We start from the raw sequence: 19,156 nt of genomic DNA on the forward strand, positions 1-19,156 counted from the left end.
TTCCACGCCTAGCGGGTCCACGGCGGCTGGTGCCACGGCGTGATCGGGTTACCCGACCAGAGCGACCCGGTCGGTACCCGTTCGCCGCGCATCACAAGCGAGCCCGGGCCGACGGTCGCTCCCGCATCGATCGACGCCGCCGGCAGAATGACGCCGTTCGGCCCGAGCGTCGCTCCCTCGGCGAGCTCGACCGCGTCGAGCTGCATGATGCGATCGTGAAACAGGTGCGTTTGCACCACGCAGCCGCGGTTCACCGTGCTGCCTGCGCCGAGCCGCACCAGGTCGGCTTCGGGCAGCCAGTACGTTTCGCACCAGACGCCCTTTCCCACCCTGGCGCCGAGGGTGCGCAGCCAGACGGCGAGCGCCGGCGTGCCCGATGCTTTCTCGGCGAACCAGGGGCGGGCTACCATTTCGACGAAACTGTCCGAGACCTCGTTGCGCCAGATGAACGACGACCAGAGCGGATGCTCCGACGCGTCGATGCGCCCGACCAGCGTCCACTTGACCACCGTCGTGACCCCGGCAGCGACCGCGCCGGCAGCGAGCATGACCACGCCCGACAGCGCGATCGCTGCGCCGAGGCCGAGCTGCAACCAGAGCAGGTCAAGCACCGCGAGCACGAGCAGCGCGATCCAGGCGGTGGTGAAGCCGGCCACGATGCGCAGCAGCTCCCACAACGACCGCGCTACTTTCAGACGCACGGGAGGGTGGAACGTGCGGGAGTCGTCGGCATCCGTTTCTTTGCGGCGCAGTCGCGCGGGCGGGTTGCCGAGCCAGCTCGACCCGCGCTTCGCTTTGCGCGGCGTCGACGAGAGCACCGCGACGAGACCGTTGCGGGGAACCGTGCGGCCGGGTCCGGCCATGCCGCTGTTGCCGAGAAAAGCCCGGCGGCCCACCTTGGCCGGGCCGATGTGCATCCAGCCGCCGCCGAGTTCGTAGCAGGCGACCATGGTGTCATCGGCAAGAAACGCGGCGGGCGCGATAGTGGTGAGCGAGGGCAGCAGCAGCACGGTCGACGCCTCCACGTCGGCACCGACCTTGGCGCCGAGCAACCGCAGCCAGGTGGGCGTGAGCAGGCTCGCGTACACCGGAAACAGCACCGTGCGTGCGCCGTCGAGAATGCGTTCGGTCATCCACACCTGCCAGCCGATGCGGCTGCGCACCGGGTAGAAGCCCTCGCGCAGACCCACGCTGAGGGCGCGCACGAAAGCGATCACGAGCAAGGCGTAAGCGAGCCCGCCGGCGATCACGGCGACCGGCATGATCAGGGCGGCGCGCAACACGGCGACCCCGAGGCTGTCGGCATCGCCGACGACCGCGCCGACGATCACCGCGCCGAGCACGAGGGCGATCGTGGGGATGGCCGTCATCGCGACCGAGCCAGCGGCGAAAGCGCCGAGCCAGCGGCTGGCCCGTGCAGGCCGTTCGGCCGGCCATGGGCGACGGGCTGAACCCACCCGGCGCGCCGGGGAACCGGCCCACCGCTCCCCCGCCGGCACGCGCGAGGAGACAGCGGCACCGGGTTCAACCTCAGCGCCGTTGCCCACGTGGGTGCCGCCGAGCAGGGTGCTGCGGGAGCCGATACGGGCATCCGCTCCAACGTGCAGGTGACCGATGCGCAGCACATCACCGTCGATCCAGTGACCGGCCAGGTCGACCTCCGGTTCGATCGAAGCCTGGGCGCCGATGGTGAGCAGGCCGGTCACCGGCGGCAGCGAGTGCAGGTCGACGTCGGGGCCGATCTGGGCGCCGAGGGCTCTGGCGTAGTAGCTGATCCAGGGCGCGCCGGCCAGGCTCGCGGCGTCGACGAGCAGCGCGATCTGCTCGGCCAGCCACAACCGCAGGTGCACGGATCCGCCGCGCGGGTAGTTTCCGGGAAGCACGTCGTGCAGCAGCAGCCGGGCCGCGATCACGGCGATGAGCATCTTGCCGGGCGGCGTCACGAACAGGGCAAACCCAAGCGCTACCCACCACCACGACAGCGTCGGGGCGAAGCTCGCGCCGGCCAGGCTCAGCAGGTTGTTGGCAATGGCGAGATACACCAGCCAGCGCGCGCCGCTCAGCACGTGCAGCGGAATGCCGAGCACGGTCTGTGCGAACTGGCTGCGAGCCGGGGTCGGCAGCACCTGTCGCACCACGGGCGGTGTGACGGGGGTGCGGGCGTCGAGTTCCTCGGCGAGCGACCCGATGCGCGGGTGGTCGTAGAGGTCGGCGACGGTCGTTTCCGGGTGGCGGGCGCGCACGGCCGACACGAACTGCGCCGCTGAGAGCGAGCCGCCGCCCTGGGCGAAGAAGTCGTCGTCGGGCCCGGTGACCGGCACCCCCAAAATGGATGCCCACGCCTCGGCCAGCCACGCCGCCGTCGGTGACAGCGGCGCGGCGTCGTCGCCTGCACCGGGCGCTGACGCGGGAAGCGGCCACGGCAGCGCCGCCCGGTCGACTTTGCCAGAGGTTCGAGTCGGCAGGGCGTCGACGATGGCGAGCAACGGAACGAGCGCGGCCGGCAGCTCCTCGCGCAGCCGGGCGATCGCGGCCTTCCGGTCGAATGGCGCGGTGGTGAGGGCAATGTAGCCGACCAGAATCTGGTTGCCGGCCGAGGTAGTCTGCACCACGGCGGCGCCGCCGGCCACCCCGGGAAGGGTGTTGAGAGCGGCATCCACTTCACCGAGCTCGATGCGTCGGCCGCCGAGCTTCACCTGGTCGTCGGCGCGGCCGGCGAAGACCAGGCCGGCCCGGTCGAACCGCACGAGGTCGCCGCTGCGGTAGGCCCGGTCCCAGCCGAGCTGCGGATGCGGCGCATATTTTTCGGCGTTCTTGGCGGCATCGAGGTAGCGGGCCAGGCCGACGCCGCCGATGATGAGTTCGCCGGTCGCTCCCTCGGCGACCCGCTCGCCGGCCGTGTCGACGACGGCGAGGTCCCAGCCGTCCAGCGGCAGGCCGATACGCATCTCGCCGACGCCGTCGACGAGGGCGCCGCAGGCCACCACGGTGGCTTCGGTCGGTCCGTAGGTGTTCCATACTTCGCGGCCGCGAGTCGCGATACGGGCGACCAGTTCTGGCGGGCAGGCCTCGCCGCCGAAGATCAGCAGGCGCACCGCTTCAAGCGATTCTTGCGGCCACAGGGCGGCGAGGGTCGGCACGGTCGAGACCACGGTGATGCCGTGCGCGATCAGCCAGGGGCCGAGATCGGCGCCGCTGCGCACGAGGGAACGCGGGGCCGGCACGAGGCAGGCTCCCTTGCGCCAGGCCAGCCACATCTCTTCACAGCTCGCATCGAAGGCCACCGACAGGCCGGCGAGCACCCGGTCGCCGGTGCCGATCGGTTCGGCGCGCAGAAACAGGCCGGCCTCGGCGTCGACGAACGCGGCCGCTGAGCGGTGGGTTACGGCGACGCCCTTAGGGACGCCGGTCGATCCGGAGGTGAAGATGACCCAGGCGTCGTCGTCGGGGGTCGGAATGTTGCCGTGCGGAAAGACGAGCGCCGGGTCGTCGTATTGTTCGATGCTGCGCGAGCGCACAGACTGCACGTCGAGCCCGTCACGCAGTGCGAAAATGCCGTTCTCGCCGATAATGCCGACCACGTGTGCCTCGGAGAAGACCAGCCGGGCGCGTTCCTCCGGGTCGTCGGCGTCAACCGGAACGTAGGCGGCCCCGACGAACACGGTGGCCAGAATCGATACGTACAGGTCGCGAGTGCCAGACGGAATGCGAATGCCCACGGTATCGCCGCGGCGCACGCCAGCCAGGCTCAGTGCGGTCGCCTGCGCCTGCACGCGCCGCAGCAGGCCGCGGTAGCTGATCGTGCCGACCGCATCTTCCAAGGCCAAGGCATCCGGATGCTGCGCCGCGGTTGCCGCAAGGATGTCGGCCAGGGTGCGGGCCGGCCTGGCCAGGTGGCCCGCCGCGAGTACAGCCTGGGCGCCCACTGGACTGTGTTGGTGCTCGCTCACACGACTCCTCGTTCAGGTCGTGGCCGCCTGACACGCCGCGAAAGGACCAGTCTAGAACTCTCGGGTTACATGCTGGTGAACACCGCCGCCGGGCGTAACATCTGCGTGAGGAATCTTCCTGAAACGCGTTCCTGCCTCCGCTGCTCTGATCGTGCTGCTGTGCGCGGGCGTGTTCGCTGCGGTCACATTGGCCGCAGCGGTAAAAGTTCGTCGTAGTCCGCCGTTTGTTCGGCATAGGCGAGGATCCAGGGTACGGCGCTCCGGCTGCCCTGCGGATAGAGGGGGCAACGCTCCCAGAGGCCAAGGAAAACTTCGAGCAGCAGCCGTTCAGCCTGCGGGCCGTTCGTGGCCCGCGTCAGGATGACCGCGTAAACCGGTACGGCCATCATGTCGTAGAGCTGTGCAAACGCCGTTCGATTGCCGCGGGCGGAACATTGCAGAAGGGTTTCAACGGCGGCTGTCCAAGCGTTGATTTCGCTGGTCCTGACGCCGATTTCGGTGTTTACTTCGACGTCCGCGGGGCGGTCTGCTCGGGTTGGTTGACTACGTGCGCGCATCGCGAACCCCCAAGTTGAGTCGTGTGCAGTCAGCGTCCGGGACGGCCCCTCCAGATTAGTTGATTTCTTCTCATTTCACTATCGTCACGACGGCACTGGCACGTCTGCGGCTTGCGCCGTCGTTCTCAAGACCAGCCGATCACGCAGCGACCGACCTGGTCCACGAATCTGCAGTCCCGGTCGACGATAGGCTGTCTGTGCGCCCTCAGGGGGAAATGAACGGAGCGCTGAACTGTGAAGCACGTATCGAACGCCACGTGGGAGCGCTTGAAACAAGAGTCCGCCCTGCACCTCTACGGTGAGCTGCACCACCTTACGCACGAGTCCACCGCGGCTGTCTCCGATCCGGAGACCGCTCCAATCGCGGTGCAGTTGCCCGGGGATTCTTGAGCCCTCGCCGGGCGCACGGTATCCCTGGTGGCTGCACTGAACCGACAAGCATGATTCCGACGTGCCTGGTGCCCCTGGAGGGATTCGAACTCCAATAATCGACCGGTCAGCGTCGCCGATGTGGTCAAAACCCGCGTGATTTCAACGTTTTTGGGTCACAGTGAGGCGTCGAGATTCACCCAGATTTTTTTCAAGTGTGGGCAAAATGTGGGCACGCAGGGGTGTCGGAGCCGCATTGATTCCTTGGTGTACAAAAGTGTTTGCAGCTAAAGTTACGTGTGTACATTTCAATACACGTAGAAGGGCGTTGGGATGCATTCGATTGACAGCCTGCCTGCGGCCGCCTTCAGCACCGCCATGGCCACCGATGCGGGGGTGGGGGCACGAGACCTGCGTCGGCTCAGCGAGAACGGAACGATCGACCGAATTGCCCGAGGGCTTTACCGCCGTGCCGATCTGCCGCCAGCCAACCTGGACCTAATTGAGATCGTGACCCGCAGGCCCGACGCAACAATGTGCCTGTCGAGTGCCTTGGCGCACCACGGCCTCGTTGACGTTATCCCCGCCCGAATCGATATTGCCCTTCCGCGTGGTGCTCGAATTCCCCGCACTGATACTCCGGTTTCCTGGCATCATTTCGAGGTCGCAACGTTCGCGCTCGAGCGCACCGAGCTGGCCATCGACGGTTCCGACGCGACGATTGGCCTGTATTCGCCGGAACGTTCCATCGTCGATGCCTATCGATTGCGCGGGTCCGAGGGGTACGAGATCGCTCCGGAAGCGCTGAAGAACTGGCTGCGCCGACGTGGGTCTCACCCGACCGCACTACTGGACATCGCCCGGCAGCTGCCCCGAGCGAGCGGTCCGTTGCGTCACGCCCTGGAGTTGCTCTCGTGAGTCAGGCGTCGCAACTCTATGCCGCGCTCTCACGGTATGCCCGAGCTTCGGGCCGGGCAGTCTCAGAGACGGTCACCCTCTACGCCATGGAGGCTTTCCTGAGCCGACTCGCTCAGACAATCTATAAGGATGACTTCGTTCTGAAGGGCGGCGTGCTCCTGGCTGCGTATCGCCTTCGACGTCCGACGAGCGACATCGATATGGAAGCAGTCAACTTTCAGGTGGATGCCTCCCATTTGCTCGCTGTCGTGGAGGCTGTTGCGGCCGTCACCGTCGACGATGCTCTGGCAATTGACGCGGCACGCACCGAGGTGCGCGCCATCCGCGAGGGCGACGACTACTCCGGGCTCCGAGTCAAGATATTTGCACACGTCTACACGAGCGCGCTGTCGTTCCATCTGGACATCAGCACCGGCGACCCGATCTGGCCGGCCCCACGTTCGGTGGCTGTCCCGCGCATCCTCGGTGGCGAATTTGAGATGCTCGGCTATCCGCTGGTGATGGTTGTTGCAGAAAAGGCGGTCACGATGCTGACCCGTGGAACGACAAGCACTCGATGGCGCGACATCGTCGACCTGCGAAATTTCTCGCTGACCCACGACTTCAGCGCGAGTGAGCTCCGCGGTGCGGCTCAGCGCGTGGCCGATTTCCGCCAAGTGCCGCTGACCTCAGTCTCGGTCGCCACGACAGGCTGGCCAGTGGTCGCTCAAACAAAATGGGCAGCCTGGCGTCGCAAGCTCGCCCTCACCGACATCTGCCTCGAATCATTCGACAACCAACTGGCCGACGTGATCCACTTCATAGATCCGGTTTTCACCGGCACCGTGGGCGACGTTGACACGTGGGATTCGTCAACTCAGCGCTGGGCCACACCTTGAATCCAAATCCGCAAGGGGAACCCTCTGCGGGACATTCGACCCAGCGAGAATCCCTCTGCGGAAATCTTCTGCATTCAGAATTGCAGGAGAACGATGCTGACGCCGGCGAACCGTGCGAGTGGCTCAGCGTGGGCTGAGGTCGCGGCGCACGAGGATTCCTCCGGTGATCGCGGCCGTGGCGAGAACCGCGGCGAAGAGGGTGGTGCCTGCGCTCAGTCCGATGGCATTGATGAGGTAGCCGGTGGCGACTGAGAGTAGACCGGCGGGGATGTATCCGCCGATGTTGAGGACGGCGTTCGCTTCGGCGCGGTGGCTGTCCGGGACATGGGTCCCGATGAGGGTGAGGCCTCCGAGTTGTCCGAGTCCTTGGCCGATTCCGGCCAGTAGGGCAGAGAGTATGAGGATCGAAGAGAGCGCGGCGTTGACGGCGATGATGAGGGCGGCCATCGCTGCGAGTGTCGCGCCGGATCCGAGCAGGAGGATGCTGCGCACCGGTACCCGACGGACCGCGAATTGAACACCTGTGGCGGCGAGGAACATGGCACACGCCATTCCTCCGGCGACCAACGGACTGGAGGCGTTGAGCAGGTTTGACAATAGAGATGGGCCGAGGGAGAGCACGAAAGAGGTAGCTGTGATCCCTGGCGCGAAGACCGCGATGCCGTAGGCGAGGTGGCGTTGGTTTCGCTTCGGGACACTCGGCAAGTGCAAGCTGAACCGTGCCTCAGCCGTGTCGGCGCTTTGGCTCGCGGGAGGACGACGCAGCGGCAGGAAAATGGCGATGGCAAGCGCGGTGGCGAGTAGAACGAACTCGACCGCAAAGATTACTGGGGCCGGAGTCGCCATCCGTTGAGCGAATAGTCCCGACAGCAGCGGCCCAAGTCCGGCGCCGAAGACCATGGCAACAGAGGCGGCAAGAGAGGCCTGCCGACGGCGGGCAGGGCCGCCGAGGTCAACGACCGCCGCCATGCCTGCCGAGACGATCACGCCCACCGCGACGCCGGTGAGGAACCGTGCGATCACCAGCACGAGGACAGAAGAAGCAACTCCGAACAGGGAACATGCCACTAGCGCGAGCACTAGCCCTGGAATGAGCACCGACTTGCGCCCGAACCGGTCGGCGAATTGTCCGGCAACGGTCAAGGTGAGCAGAAGTCCGACCATGTAGGCGGCGAAGATCACCGTCAGCATTCCCGCGGAGAAGCCAAGTTCCCGCTGCCAATATACGTAGAGCGGTGTCGGCGAGTTCGACAAAACAAACACCGCAGTCACGATCAAGGCCGCCAACAGCATCGGCCGTGCGCCGGGCCTGCGGAGCAATGCCGCGTCGGGCTGCCGAGTTGTGGTCTGTGCCATCGTCCCACCTCTATCCTTCAGTACGAGTTTTCTCGAACTTATCACTAGTTCGAGAAAACTCGTACATGCTCTAGGCTGAACGTATGACCGACACCTCGAAAACCGTCACAGGAGGGAACGCTGTCTCGGGGACTCCCGAGAACCTGCCGGAACCGCTGCCAGAGCCGTCGATCGACAAGCTTCAATTGGAGGCGCTCATGGGGGCTCTGGCCGATCCGCTCCGACTGACGATCGTGCGCAAACTGATGCTTGAATCCGAGGACTACGACCATTCCTGCGGCTGGTTCGGATTCGACCGCCCCAAATCCTCCCTTACCCATCATTTCAAGGCACTTCGCGAGGCGGGATTAATCCGGCAGCGTCAATACGGGCTCGAACGACGCAGCCGCGTACGCACCGAAGACATCAACCAGTGCTTCCCCGGACTCCTCGACCTTGTCGCCCGCTGGCATCAAGACTGACGACACGTGCCCCGCGGGTCAGACGCCCACGTAGCTGCATGGACAGTTCCTGTAGCGGACGCCTCACTGGAACACACTCGCCGCCCCAAATAGGGAACGTTCTGCGGGACGCGTCTCGGGGGCGGAGGATTGGTAGCGTGACGGGATGACTACTCAGACGCTCGTTGTCGCTGCTGTGTGTTTTCGTGACGGTGCCGACAGGATACTCACGGTCCGTAAGGGCGGTACTGACTTTTTCATGCTGCCGGGCGGAAAATCAGAACCCGGGGAAGCTCCTGGTGCGGCCGCTCTCCGGGAAGTCTATGAAGAGTTGGGGGTAAGGGTGGCGAAAGAAGATCTCTCACTGCTTGGCAGCTGGTCTGCCGCCGCCGCAAACGAGCTGGACACAATCATCGACGCGACCGTTTATCTCAGCAGTGTTTTGATCGCGCCGATCGCGTCGGCGGAAATCGTTGAGCTGCGTTGGGTAGATCCGACAGCCGCGACCGAACCTGAGTTTCCGCTCGCGCCATTACTACTCGAATTCGTGTTTCCTGCATTGGCCGCTTAATGCACGTCGCAATCTTCACAGGATCCGCATTCGGTTACAGCCCAGTGTTCGCTGAAGGTGCAGCAGCGCTCGCTCGGGCGTTGGCTGATCAAGGAATCGGGATCGTTTATGGTGGTGGCGATGTTGGCTTGATGGGTGTCGTCGCGACCGAGGCTCTCAGCCGCGGCGGCGCCGTCATCGGTGTAATGCCGGGATCTCTCGTCGACCGTGAATTGGCCCATCCGGGCCTCACACGGCTGGAAATCGTTGAGTCTATGCACGAGCGCAAGGCGCGCATGGCTGAGTTGTCCGAGGCTTTCATCGCTCTTCCCGGCGGGACCGGAACCCTGGAAGAATTCTTCGAAGTCTGGACATGGCAGCAACTGGGTATCCACGCGAAACCCGTGGCGCTGTATAACATCGATGGTTTCTGGGGTCCGCTCATAGCTGCGATCGATGCCAGCGTGGATGCAGGATTCCTCCGACCGGCCTACCGGGCCGCACTGATCATTTCCGACAACGCTCAAGACCTACTTGATCAGCTCAAGATTTGGAAACCGGCACCGCAGAAATGGCATGAACCAGGCACAGCGCGGGTGGTTCCTCTCGCGTAAATTCGCACCCATGCGCCGAAAGGTCACCCGTTAGCTGGACGGCGAGCGTGACGCCCATGCAGGCGTTCGGCGACTGTGTCGCCAACCCCGTTTCGGGACGGGACAGCTGAGACAGTAGTCCCGCGGTGGCACCAATTATGCGCGGTGCGCTCGAGCTGACAACGCTCGCGGGCCGCGGGCGTCAGTGGTTGGACAAAAGTGCTTGGCCGATGATGCGGGCTCCGTCGGGAAATGCCCCCGGGTTCGGCCCGGAGTAGTTGAGCCTGATGAAGGGGCCGGTGGCCTCGGCCGGGAACCAACTCGAGCCGGCAGCGATCAGGACCCCGGCGGCTTCGCAGTCTGCGACCAGCCGCTCGAGGTTTGTCCCATCGGGCAGGCGAGCCCACAAATTGAGACCACCAGCCGGAACCGTGGTTATGTGGGCGTCGGGTGCATGCTCGCGCAGACTCGTCAGTAACAGATCTCGCCGGGCCCGCAGTTGCGGGCGAAGGTTGCGGAGGTGGGTCTGCCAACCGGGCTGGGTGACGACGTCGAGCACTGCGGCTTGAAGGATCCCGCTGACGTACATCGATTCGGCCCCGCGGTCAGCGAGAATGCGTTCCTTGGCGGGACCGCGGGCAATAATTGCCGCCACGCGAAGGGACGGCGAGACGCTCTTCGTGAGGGATCGCACATAGACGACATGGCCGGCGTCATCGCGCGCGGCGACAGGATGCGGATAGGTATCGATGCCAAAATCATGGGCCCAGTCATCCTCGACCAGAAAGGCGCCGTGCGCCCGAACGACGTCGAGGATCTGCGTCGTGGTGGACTCTGACCACTGTGCGCCGGTCGGGTTCGCATAAGTCGGCTGCGCGTAGAAGACGCGCGAACCAGTTTCCTGGAACGCCCGAGCGAGCTCGCCGGGATCGGGCCCCTCGGATCCCGATGGAACCGGGACCACGTCGACCCCGGCTTGAGCCGCAGCCTGGATCGCGCCCCAGTACGTGGGCGATTCCATCAGAAGAGGCGCTCCAGCGGTGACCAGGGCACGGAAGATCGTGGCCAGGCCACTTTGACTTCCGGGCAGCACGATGACATCGCTGGATAGCGGCGGAGTGACGCCGACCGGTGTCGCGGAGCCAAGCTCTTGAGCGAACCAGGACTGCAGCTCCGGAAGGCCCGCGACGGGTGAACGCGTCAGCGCCGCCTCGCTTCGGGCCGCGCGAGCCAGCGCTGACCGCACCAACCGCTCCGGCAACAGCTCTCGGTCGGGATACCCGGAATGCAGAGCGATACTTCCCTGCGGAGCGGCACGTAGCGCGGGACTCAACCCGCCGAGGTGACTGTTCGGGGAACGCATAGCCGTGGTCTGCCAGCTGAAGTCGAGCGGACGAGCGGTACGCACCGCGCGAACGAACGTGCCGGCGCCGGGCCTGGTTTCGATCAAGCCCTGCGCCGCGAGAGTGCGCAGGGCTTTCTGCACCGTCACCGGGCTCGCCCCGTACTCGGCGACGAGCACCCGACTGGTGGGCAGCCGGGCGCCCGGCGCGCGGCCAGCGATCCACTCGCGCAGTGCGGCCACGATCCGAAAACTGCTATCGTTATCCATGTCAGATCATAATAGCGCTATCAAGCGAATGCCCGCACCGCTATCACCGTCCCGGTCCGGCCTCGCTTGGGGGCTGCTCGGCGTCGCCGCGTTTTCCTTCACCGTTCCCTTCACCCGCGTGGCCGTCGAGAGCATGTCCCCGCTGTTCATCGGCTCCGGCCGCGCTGTCATCGCTGCCGTGCTTGCCGCGGCCGCCCTGATTATCACCCGGCAACACCTTCCGCGCGGCAACCAGTGGCTTCGCCTCGCCGTCGTCGCGGGCGGCGTCGTCGTTGGGTTCCCCCTCCTCACCTCATTCGCCCTCACCACGGTGTCGGCCAGCCATGGAGCTGTGGTCATTGCTCTTCTTCCGGCCGCGACAGCAGTCGCGGCCGTCATGCGCGGCCAGGAGCGACCACCCCTGCCGTTCTGGATCATGGCATCCGTCGGGGCCCTGGTGGCCGTGGCCTTCGCGTCCCTGCAGGGTGGCGAAAGCATCCGCCTGCAGTGGTCGGACCTGCTCCTATTCGGCGCCGTCGTGGCCGCTGCCATCGGTTACGCCGAAGGAGGCTTGCTCGCGCGTGAGATCGGATCCTGGCAAACCGTATCGTGGGCCCTCGTTCTGGCCGCGCCCCTCATGGTCGCCCTGACGACAATTGCTATCGTCGACCAGCCACCTACCGGCACGCCAACGCAATGGGCGGCGTTTGCCTATCTCGGAGTGGTGAGTATGTTCCTGGGTTTTTTCGCTTGGTATCGCGGACTCGCCATCGGGCCCATGGCCCAGGTCAGCCAGGTGCAACTCGCCCAACCCGTCCTCAGCATCGTCTGGGCCGCCCTCATCCTCCACGAACACCTCACCTGGCAGACGATCATCGGGGGCACCGCGGTCATCCTCTGCGCCGGCATCGCCGTGCGAACGCGCCTCAATCGCGTCAGGCTTACACGCTCCGCCGAGGACCGTGCAGTTGAATCATCACCAGTCGGGGCGATGCCCAGCACCAACCTTCCGTAAGGGGAACGTCTCACGGGACACTGCGGCTGTCGGGTATCAACGGAACGAATAGTGGTGCCGTCCGCTCTCGTCTGCTTTCTGGGCTGAAGTCAGAGGATGAAGGAGGAGACGATCATCGCTCCGGCGAGGCCGGTGACGGCAAGGAGCACGAGCAGCGCCCGATTAACACGACGGCGGCTAACCGTTCCCTTTCGGAATGTCGATGGTGACATTCGTTCTAGGTTGGGAAGAAGGGCCTGAAACGGTGGATCTTGCGGTGCTGAGCGGATAGGTTCCTTGGCTGAGTGTCCATCATCATCGATTTTCGCCATGCCTTCATAGTATCGGCTACGAACCAGACGACGCCGAATACAAGATGTTGGTCGGGCGCTAGCCCCTCGTCCCAAGTGCTGCTGCGATCCAATGCGTATTGTCGGCTCCGCGACGGCCCGTGCCCGCCGAATCATCCGGTGCAACGCGTCCCGGGAGTCGAACCTCGTGCGGACGAACTTGAGAAGTCGGGGTTCCACGGCCTCGCGGAGTGGAAATTTGACAGTGCTCCTCCCTGCTGATCAGCTTGGCAGACAGGATGCCTGTCGAACCGGGGGACGACGATGAACAATCCGCTTATTCCAGCTTTCTACGACATCGCGTGGAGCGGCGTTGTAGTGGTGATGCTCGTGGCTCTCGTGGTGGCCCTGGTGCAAATTCGGCGCGCACCTTCGTTGAGTTCGACCGCTCGGGCCATTTGGGTGCTCATTGTGCTTTTCGCTCCCATCGCAGGTCCTGTGATCTGGTTCCTTGTCGGCAGACGACCTCAGCCCGAGTAGCGCCGGCCTTGTGGTGCTGACTATCGATTCTTGGAAATGTCGACGATGCCTTGCGTGGACTGCACCTTGAGAGGAACCCCCTGCGGGACGCAGAAGAAGGGATGCCTTCGTCGCTATCTAAATTGCCGCGCGGAAGCGATCCCTGCGAACCACATCGTGAACCATCTGTTGTGCGATCGGGCAGACTGGCGAGATGACGAAGATCGTGGTGCGTGAAGCCAAAGCACTCGAGACGGAGGCAATCGCGGGATTGCGCTGGCGGTGGGTGGTGGAGCGGGGCGGAGTTCCGGTCGTGAGCCGGGAGGACTTCGTGGCGTCCGTAGTGGCTTTCGCGTCCGCGCATGAGCAGACACATCACCGGGTCGTGGCGATGCGCAGCGGAGTGGTCGTCGGCATGGCCTGGCTGGCGGTGCTACCCCGCGTGCCCAGCCCGCGCGCCACCGATCGTGCTTCCGGAGACGTGCAGTGCGTGTACGTCGTCCCCGAGGAACGAAACGTCGGCATCGGCGACACGATGATGACGGCCGTTCTGGACAAAGCTCGACAGCTGGGCCTCGAACACGTCACGGTGCACTCCAGCCCCGAGGCAATCCACCTCTACGAACGCACCGGGTTCACCGCCTCACCGCGCGTCTTGTTCGCCGATTTCGCCGGTCGTTGACGGGTTGCGACGCTCTGGGAGTCGAGCGTTAGCCGGTCGCGAGGGTGCTCAGTCGGGATGCTGGTCGTTCCGTCCGTGTTGCGCCGCACCGCGTCGTTGACGAGAGCGCCCGTGCCGCCGAGGAGCGCACGAAGAACGGCTGTCAAACGATCGAAATGCAGGAGCGTGCAGAGTTTGTCCAAATGAGAATTCTTGTCCAGAGGAGCTCGCAAGCGGAACCTTTAGTGAGATGTCGGAAGGGAGCTGGTGAACACCACTTCGGGCATCTGGGAAGTCGTCTGCGCCGGATGCTTTACACGGTCCTGCGGCGATGAGACGTGTTGGACCGTCAGGGTGCGATCGATTCTCGGAGAAAACTGCAGCGGGAAATTTCAGAGGTTTCCCATTCCTCAGGTTCTTCGAAATTTACGTCTGTGGTGCGTGACTGTTGAAGTGATAAATGCACCGAGGAGTAGGACCGTGAGGACCGCAAAAGATACGCGGGTCGGATTGATCCAGGCGGGAATCATGTCGTAGTTGGCGTTGCACGTATCACGCAAATGCGTTGTCAGCGCCCCAGAGCCCGATTGACGGCCATCCGGAACTCGAGGACGTGATCGACTGCCGCTTCGCCCGGCCTGCCTCTTCGTACGAAGGAGAAGCGGGCTGTGTTGAACTCCCGGAAATGACGCCAACCCGTCGGCGCCAGTCGATCCGCGACAGGAATGCCGTCGGTGGTGGTCAGGCACACATACGGCGCACCCGGCCCTGACGCCAGTGGTCGAAGCCCGCGATCGAGACACCACGCGCTCAGCTCCGGACTGACGTTCACTTGGGCCAGGTTGGCTATCCTCCCGTCAAGGTTCTTGATCGCCGAAGCGGCGCGGCGAAGAAGTTCGATAGACTGGGCACCTGACTCGGCCACCCTTAGGACGCGATGAACCGGTTCCAGGTCGGGGACATCGCGGCGGACCAGCACCAGTCCCAGGCCGACCACCAGGCCAAGGTGCTTGTGCAAAGGCGCGATCGCGACGTCGCTGCCTGTCAGGAGCGCGGGGGTGAGCACAGTACCGAGTGACTGTGCAGCGTCGACGATACGGATGCTTCGTCCACCAAGTTCATCGACCACTGCGGTGACCGGCGAGACGTGGGTTCGCAGCTCCCAGTCGGCTAATGGCCCGGCTCGCGGCAGCAGAAAATTATAAGGCGAGTAGTGCTGTTCGATGGGGCCCTCGGTATTGATGCTGCGGCCTGCGTTGGTCGCGGCGAACAACACCGCCATCAAGGCGGAGGTGGAATTATGAAGCAGATAGGGCCGGAAGTCTCCCGCGCCCAGGTCACGGACTAGTGCGCAGGTGATGGTGGACCGCAGCTCCGCTGCCTGAGCGTAGTAGTGTCCGTGCCCGGTAGACACCTGCAGATCTGGATGTAACGCCGCAGCGTCCAGTGCGCACATCAGGCCTCGAGCTCATCGGAGGCTGGAATACTCACCACGTGCCACAAAGCCGTGGCCACTGCGGCATCATCAGCTGATACCCGGCGCACATGTCTGGCTCGTTCCAGGCCGGGTAACCCGATGCCGACCACGAACGCAACGTCGGCCCGGGCTAGCAACTCTTGGTCATTCAGGTCGTTGCCGAACGCCACAACCACTGACCCGTTAGCGTTCATCCGGAGGTCAAGTGGCTTCGCTTTTGTGACGCCGGCGGCTGTGATATCGATAACCCCGCCGGCGTGCAGACATATCTCCACGTCGTCGCCGGCCGAGTCCCGGAGTCGGCATATCCACAAGGCAGAATCCTGCGAGTCCACAACCAGCTTGATGACAGTCGCCAGGTCAGGGTCAGCGTCGGGGCTGTACTCGGCCCGATCGGGATAGGCCATCCACGAGAAGCCGCCGCCGCTGACGACAAACCGGTCGCCATACTCAAGGTAGAAGGGAACGGCCTCTGCGCGAAGGCACGCGATCATCGCCCTCAAGGGTTCACACGGCAGCGCTGTGGTCTCGGTCTCCCTTCCGTGGCCAGTCCGGAAGGCACCGTTGCAGCACCACCACTCATCCACTCGATCGGCCAACGCACCCATGATTTTGCGGGCTCCGCGAGGAGCGCGTGACGTAGCCACCACCAGATGGATATCGCTTCGCTCGCCCAGATGGTCCAGGGCCGCGCTCACCTTGGGTCCCGGGTGGCCTCCGTCGAAGGCGATGGTGCCGTCCAGGTCGACGATGATGGTGCGCTCGGCAGGCCGACCGAGACTCGGCATCGACCCCGGACGCAGCAGCCCCTGGGCGAGGAGCGCGGGCACCACGAAATGATCGAAAATCGAGCCCAGCTCGATACCTGCCTCTCGGAATCCGCCGTCGATCCAGGCGACCTCCTCGATTTCCTGACCCGGGGTTGCGGTCCCGTCCGCCTCAGCGAGAAACACCTCGATCCGCACCGTCGAAGACGGCTCAAAGGCAGCGCGGTCAGAGTAGGTCCCAAACCGTTGCCAAGACCGTAGATGCAGCCCGGTCTCTTCTGTGAGCTCACGTGCCAAGGCCTGGTCCATTCTTTCCCCAGGTTCCGGTTTTCCTCCCGGGGAAATAAAAGTCGTCGAGCCACGCTTTCGAACCACAAGGAGTAAGCCGCCACGGAGGATCACAGCGGCCGCCTTGTCGATTCTCCTCATCCAGTAATCTCAGCCCGATCGCGCGTCTCGTGACCAATGGCCAACGAACGCCCGCTGAGAAAGTTGATGATGTCGTGACTTAGGGCCTCCTTCTCCTGGAGGTAGGCCAGGATGGTCTCATCCGTTGGTGTGGAGAAGCTGTCGCCGAAGATAGAGACACCCTCCAAAGACTTTGTGGAGAGGCCGAGCTGAAGGAGGCGATATTTGACGTCGTCGCCCGATGTGGCGAACTCGTAGATAGGACTGCGGTAGTCGATTCCATATTCAGCGAGGAACCCCTCGAAGTACTCTCGGGCGACCATGCGCTGCTCGGGGAAGTCCTGCTGATAGCGAGCGATGCCATCGTTCATAATGGCGAGGCCGTTGCGACGACAGTAGTCGACGGCGTGTGCGTGGATGGCGATTTTCTCGCCGAGAAGGATGAGATTCTTGCGGTGGGTCAAGATATCGTGCTCGATATTCGCTATTGCGATGGACCGGAAGGCGCCGCTCACGTCACTGACTACGTGAGTCACGACGAGGTCACCGAAGCGGGCCTGCAGCTCCTTAACTCGAAGGGTGAGCAGTCCGCGGTGGAGCGAGCATCCGCTATTTCCACTGAAGAGGTGGACGGGGATCCCCTGGAGCATGAGGCGGGCAGCAACCAGAGTGCTGTCTCGTCCGCCACTGAACATAACCAACTGGGCATTCTCTTTTTCAATAAGCATTTATTCTCCGTAATTCATTGTCAATGACTGCTAATGACTGCTAATGACTGCTAATGACTACCAATGCTTCGCGCAGCCTAGCAGACCGTTAGCGCGCCTAGAATTATGACTGGTCAGCCTGCCGGCGTGGATGTTCGATTTCTGCGTGTTACTGGTGAATGCTGATGTGATGAGTGGTGCGCCCGTACCGTGACTTGAGACAGTCGGTAGGAGGATCATGTTTCATAATGAATTGTCGTAACATTCAGTGTATGGACGCACCCTGTAGACGGTTGAAAGTATCATTTTCGTTCACCCTGTAAGACCGACAAAACCTTCCGTGACACCAACCGATATAACAGGTTGCAATGGCCTGCCGCGGATATCTCGGACAGTCGGCCCTGGGTGAACATGGTGATCGCTGATCAAGTTTATTTCCTGGGATCGACGGGTGAATGAAGGCTCGATAAGTGGGGAAGATGCAGTTCAAGATCATCATGGTGTCGCGGGTTCAAGTCCCCTTTCCGCTAGACAGCATTCACTAAAATTGCCCAGAACTTCCGCCGAAGTCCGGGGCATTCTTCTTCCTGTTATGGGTCGAGACCTGGCTAGAGCCTCGTGTCGAGAGAGATATCCGCAACCCGCTATATGTCTGCACGCGGGTAGCGCGGTTTGCCACGGAGCGCGAGCGGAAGCGTAGCGAGGCAGATGCCGGCCGCGACGAGCAGTGCCGTGGAAAATGACAGCCCGGCAGCGAGTGTACCGATCAGCACTGAGCCCACTGCCGTGCCCAAATCGAATCCTATGTTCCACACAGCGCTGGCGGTGCCGTACTGCCCCCGTTTCACCGCGGCGAGGGACAGCAGCAGGGTCAGGTTCTGGAGTCCACCAAAAGCGATGCCGACTAAGATCAGCCCTGCAAGGAAGAGCAGGATGCTCGTCGCGTCAGGATTCTCGACCGCGGTGGCGGTGAGAATAAGACCGATGACTGATATCAGCACCAGCGGCCACAAAAAGCGCTGGGCGCCATAATGATCAGCTAGTCCGCCAACGCCCCACCGAGTCACTGCCGCGCTGAAGGTGAGCAGCGCGAGTCCGCCGGCCGTCGCGGCTGGCGCTGAACTCATCTGTGGCGCGAAGGTGATGAGCGCACCGCCGGCCAGTGTGACGCCACCAAGGAGAAGCATGGGGCCAAGGAGGCTGCCCAGCAGAAGCCGCCCCCCAGTCCCCGTGTTGTTCACCGTTGTCGTGGGTTCGGTCGGCGGCTGAAGAGCGCGTTCGGCTGTCTGTTCCCGCAGAACACGGGCCAGTTGTGGCGCAGAACTGATGCCCAGAATCGGCAGGGTGCCGATTGCAAAAACTGCCCAGAATCCCACTGACTCGGACATCCATGGCCCGAGGGGGAAAAGAACTACTTGCGGCACCGCGATTGCCGCACCGCAGGCCCCGATGGCTGCACCGTGTTGGGCACGCGGTACGAGATTGGCCACCACGGTCGATCCGGCCACGGTGAGCACACCAAACCCTATGCCACGCACTATTGAGAGGAGCAAAATCCAATTCAGATGGTCAGAGAAAAGAAACAGCAACGACGGAACCCCCAGAAGCACCAGGCCAGCGGCCAACACGCGACCGGTTCCTAGACGACTGAGAAGTCGGGGAACGAACGGCTGCGTCACAACCGTTGCCAGCAGCAACACTCCATTGACGAGACCGGCACCGGCCTCATTCGCACCGCCGGTTACCGCCCAAAGGGGTACGACGGGTAGGAGGGCAGAGAAACCGGCGAATCCAGCGGCCGTGAAAACAAGGAGCGCCGGCATTCCTGCAGCGCGCCACACCGGCGGTGGGGTTGGTGCGGGATTGGGGCTCACGTTGGACAACCCTAACCGTAACCCTAACTCCAACTCCAACTCCTAAGCGCCAAGGGCGGTGTTGCGATCAGCAATGGGGCCAACATTTTCTTGTTGCGCGGTCGACCTGATCTCCTGGGTACGGTGGTCGCCGCTTGTTTACTCGGGTGCACGGCCGACCGCGTGTCTCCAGAATCTGACACAGGCGCGTCCGCGAACGAGGGGACCGATAGGACCGAGACTCGATCGGCCAAGATAGCTCGATGTATGCAGGCGGA

General features: G+C 63.6%; 17 protein-coding genes. 8 read left to right on the forward strand and 9 right to left on the reverse strand.

Annotated elements, in window-relative coordinates:
* Nucleotides 1-8 precede the first annotated feature (8 nt).
* On the reverse strand, nt 9-3,950 hold the full coding sequence (locus tag E3O25_RS03045) for a Pls/PosA family non-ribosomal peptide synthetase (RefSeq protein ID WP_134360421.1): 3,942 nt from the start codon (nt 3,948-3,950) through the stop codon (nt 9-11).
* Between the two features lie 182 nt (nt 3,951-4,132).
* On the reverse strand, nt 4,133-4,507 hold the full coding sequence (locus tag E3O25_RS03050) for a hypothetical protein (protein WP_134360422.1): 375 nt from the start codon (nt 4,505-4,507) through the stop codon (nt 4,133-4,135).
* Nucleotides 4,508-5,209: 702 nt separating this feature from the next.
* Here E3O25_RS03050 and E3O25_RS03055 point away from each other — a divergent pair.
* Together E3O25_RS03055 and E3O25_RS03060 are read left to right on the forward strand one after the other, a co-directional pair.
* The gene (locus tag E3O25_RS03055; RefSeq protein ID WP_134360423.1) at nt 5,210-5,794 is read left to right on the forward strand and encodes a type IV toxin-antitoxin system AbiEi family antitoxin domain-containing protein; all 585 of its coding nucleotides are present in this window, start codon (nt 5,210-5,212) and stop codon (nt 5,792-5,794) included.
* A gap of 86 nt (nt 5,795-5,880) precedes the next feature.
* On the forward strand, nt 5,881-6,672 hold the full coding sequence (locus tag E3O25_RS03060; RefSeq protein WP_134360424.1) for a nucleotidyl transferase AbiEii/AbiGii toxin family protein: 792 nt from the start codon (nt 5,881-5,883) through the stop codon (nt 6,670-6,672).
* 123 nt (nt 6,673-6,795) lie between these two features.
* On the opposite strand, the gene E3O25_RS03065 is transcribed toward E3O25_RS03060, so the two are convergent.
* The gene (locus E3O25_RS03065) at nt 6,796-8,028 is read right to left on the reverse strand and encodes an MFS transporter (protein WP_134360425.1); all 1,233 of its coding nucleotides are present in this window, start codon (nt 8,026-8,028) and stop codon (nt 6,796-6,798) included.
* A gap of 83 nt (nt 8,029-8,111) precedes the next feature.
* Here E3O25_RS03065 and E3O25_RS03070 point away from each other — a divergent pair, with 83 nt between their 5' ends.
* The 3 genes from E3O25_RS03070 to E3O25_RS03080 all read left to right on the forward strand — a co-directional run bounded on the left by E3O25_RS03070 (nt 8,112) and on the right by E3O25_RS03080 (nt 9,632).
* Complete coding sequence (locus E3O25_RS03070) at nt 8,112-8,489, forward strand: helix-turn-helix transcriptional regulator (RefSeq protein ID WP_134360426.1); 378 nt, start codon at nt 8,112-8,114, stop codon at nt 8,487-8,489.
* A 145-nt stretch (nt 8,490-8,634) separates the two neighbouring features.
* Complete coding sequence (locus tag E3O25_RS03075; protein WP_092113072.1) at nt 8,635-9,039, forward strand: NUDIX domain-containing protein; 405 nt, start codon at nt 8,635-8,637, stop codon at nt 9,037-9,039.
* Nucleotides 9,039-9,632, forward strand: coding sequence for a TIGR00730 family Rossman fold protein (locus tag E3O25_RS03080; protein WP_134360427.1), 594 nt, complete (start codon nt 9,039-9,041; stop codon nt 9,630-9,632). Before E3O25_RS03075 ends, E3O25_RS03080 begins: the two co-directional genes overlap by 1 nt.
* 181 nt (nt 9,633-9,813) lie before the next feature.
* Here the strand turns inward: E3O25_RS03080 and E3O25_RS03085 are convergent, their stop codons facing one another.
* A complete protein-coding gene (locus E3O25_RS03085; protein WP_134360428.1) occupies nt 9,814-11,223 on the reverse strand; it encodes a PLP-dependent aminotransferase family protein in 1,410 nt (469 codons plus the stop codon).
* On the opposite strand from E3O25_RS03085, the gene E3O25_RS03090 reads away from it, so the two are divergent.
* Nucleotides 11,222-12,217 (forward strand): DMT family transporter, encoded by a 996-nt coding sequence (locus E3O25_RS03090; protein ID WP_134360429.1) that lies wholly within the window; start codon nt 11,222-11,224, stop codon nt 12,215-12,217. The two genes, E3O25_RS03085 and E3O25_RS03090, sit on opposite strands and share 2 nt — an antisense overlap.
* An 89-nt stretch (nt 12,218-12,306) precedes the next feature.
* On the opposite strand, the gene E3O25_RS03095 is transcribed toward E3O25_RS03090, so the two are convergent.
* Nucleotides 12,307-12,528 (reverse strand): hypothetical protein, encoded by a 222-nt coding sequence (locus E3O25_RS03095; protein WP_134360430.1) that lies wholly within the window; start codon nt 12,526-12,528, stop codon nt 12,307-12,309.
* A 342-nt stretch (nt 12,529-12,870) separates the two neighbouring features.
* On the opposite strand from E3O25_RS03095, the gene E3O25_RS03100 reads away from it, so the two are divergent.
* Both E3O25_RS03100 and E3O25_RS03105 read left to right on the forward strand, forming a co-directional pair.
* On the forward strand, nt 12,871-13,026 hold the full coding sequence (locus tag E3O25_RS03100) for a PLDc N-terminal domain-containing protein (protein WP_233206048.1): 156 nt from the start codon (nt 12,871-12,873) through the stop codon (nt 13,024-13,026).
* 193 nt (nt 13,027-13,219) lie between these two features.
* Nucleotides 13,220-13,687: a GNAT family N-acetyltransferase gene (locus E3O25_RS03105; protein WP_035880386.1), complete on the forward strand. Its 468-nt coding sequence runs from the start codon at nt 13,220-13,222 to the stop codon at nt 13,685-13,687.
* A 547-nt stretch (nt 13,688-14,234) separates the two neighbouring features.
* Here the strand turns inward: E3O25_RS03105 and E3O25_RS03110 are convergent.
* From E3O25_RS03110 to E3O25_RS03125, 4 genes are all read right to left on the reverse strand, one after another.
* Nucleotides 14,235-15,122: a DUF6024 family protein gene (locus E3O25_RS03110; RefSeq protein WP_035879775.1), complete on the reverse strand. Its 888-nt coding sequence runs from the start codon at nt 15,120-15,122 to the stop codon at nt 14,235-14,237.
* Nucleotides 15,122-16,339: an HAD hydrolase family protein gene (locus tag E3O25_RS03115; RefSeq protein ID WP_081882460.1), complete on the reverse strand. Its 1,218-nt coding sequence runs from the start codon at nt 16,337-16,339 to the stop codon at nt 15,122-15,124. Before E3O25_RS03115 ends, E3O25_RS03110 begins: the two co-directional genes overlap by 1 nt.
* Nucleotides 16,336-17,046 (reverse strand): hypothetical protein, encoded by a 711-nt coding sequence (locus E3O25_RS03120; protein ID WP_198410940.1) that lies wholly within the window; start codon nt 17,044-17,046, stop codon nt 16,336-16,338. The genes E3O25_RS03115 and E3O25_RS03120 overlap by 4 nt, the downstream gene beginning before the upstream one ends.
* A gap of 623 nt (nt 17,047-17,669) precedes the next feature.
* Entirely contained in the window at nt 17,670-18,848 is a 1,179-nt protein-coding gene (locus E3O25_RS03125) for an MFS transporter (RefSeq protein WP_051973715.1), read from the reverse strand.
* Nucleotides 18,849-19,156 lie beyond the last annotated feature (308 nt).

The sequence above is a fragment of the Cryobacterium sp. TMT1-3 genome (assembly GCF_004402315.1).
Taxonomy (GTDB): domain Bacteria; phylum Actinomycetota; class Actinomycetes; order Actinomycetales; family Microbacteriaceae; genus Cryobacterium; species Cryobacterium luteum.

Excerpts from the sequence above, each read along its gene's own strand:
- E3O25_RS03050 (WP_134360422.1), bottom strand. The coding sequence starts at position 4,507 with ATGCGCGCACGTAGTCAACCAACCCGAGCAGACCGCCCCGCGGACGTC.
- E3O25_RS03055 (WP_134360423.1), top strand. The coding sequence starts at position 5,210 with ATGCATTCGATTGACAGCCTGCCTGCGGCCGCCTTCAGCACCGCCATG.
- E3O25_RS03060 (WP_134360424.1), top strand. The coding sequence starts at position 5,881 with ATGGAGGCTTTCCTGAGCCGACTCGCTCAGACAATCTATAAGGATGAC.
- E3O25_RS03065 (WP_134360425.1), bottom strand. The coding sequence starts at position 8,028 with ATGGCACAGACCACAACTCGGCAGCCCGACGCGGCATTGCTCCGCAGG.
- E3O25_RS03070 (WP_134360426.1), top strand. The coding sequence starts at position 8,112 with ATGACCGACACCTCGAAAACCGTCACAGGAGGGAACGCTGTCTCGGGG.
- E3O25_RS03075 (WP_092113072.1), top strand. The coding sequence starts at position 8,635 with ATGACTACTCAGACGCTCGTTGTCGCTGCTGTGTGTTTTCGTGACGGT.
- E3O25_RS03080 (WP_134360427.1), top strand. The coding sequence starts at position 9,039 with ATGCACGTCGCAATCTTCACAGGATCCGCATTCGGTTACAGCCCAGTG.
- E3O25_RS03090 (WP_134360429.1), top strand. The coding sequence starts at position 11,222 with ATGTCAGATCATAATAGCGCTATCAAGCGAATGCCCGCACCGCTATCA.
- E3O25_RS03085 (WP_134360428.1), bottom strand. The coding sequence starts at position 11,223 with ATGGATAACGATAGCAGTTTTCGGATCGTGGCCGCACTGCGCGAGTGG.
- E3O25_RS03095 (WP_134360430.1), bottom strand. The coding sequence starts at position 12,528 with ATGGCGAAAATCGATGATGATGGACACTCAGCCAAGGAACCTATCCGC.
- E3O25_RS03100 (WP_233206048.1), top strand. The coding sequence starts at position 12,871 with ATGCTCGTGGCTCTCGTGGTGGCCCTGGTGCAAATTCGGCGCGCACCT.
- E3O25_RS03105 (WP_035880386.1), top strand. The coding sequence starts at position 13,220 with ATGACGAAGATCGTGGTGCGTGAAGCCAAAGCACTCGAGACGGAGGCA.
- E3O25_RS03110 (WP_035879775.1), bottom strand. The coding sequence starts at position 15,122 with ATGTGCGCACTGGACGCTGCGGCGTTACATCCAGATCTGCAGGTGTCT.
- E3O25_RS03115 (WP_081882460.1), bottom strand. The coding sequence starts at position 16,339 with ATGAGGAGAATCGACAAGGCGGCCGCTGTGATCCTCCGTGGCGGCTTA.
- E3O25_RS03120 (WP_198410940.1), bottom strand. The coding sequence starts at position 17,046 with ATGCTTATTGAAAAAGAGAATGCCCAGTTGGTTATGTTCAGTGGCGGA.
- E3O25_RS03125 (WP_051973715.1), bottom strand. The coding sequence starts at position 18,848 with ATGCCGGCGCTCCTTGTTTTCACGGCCGCTGGATTCGCCGGTTTCTCT.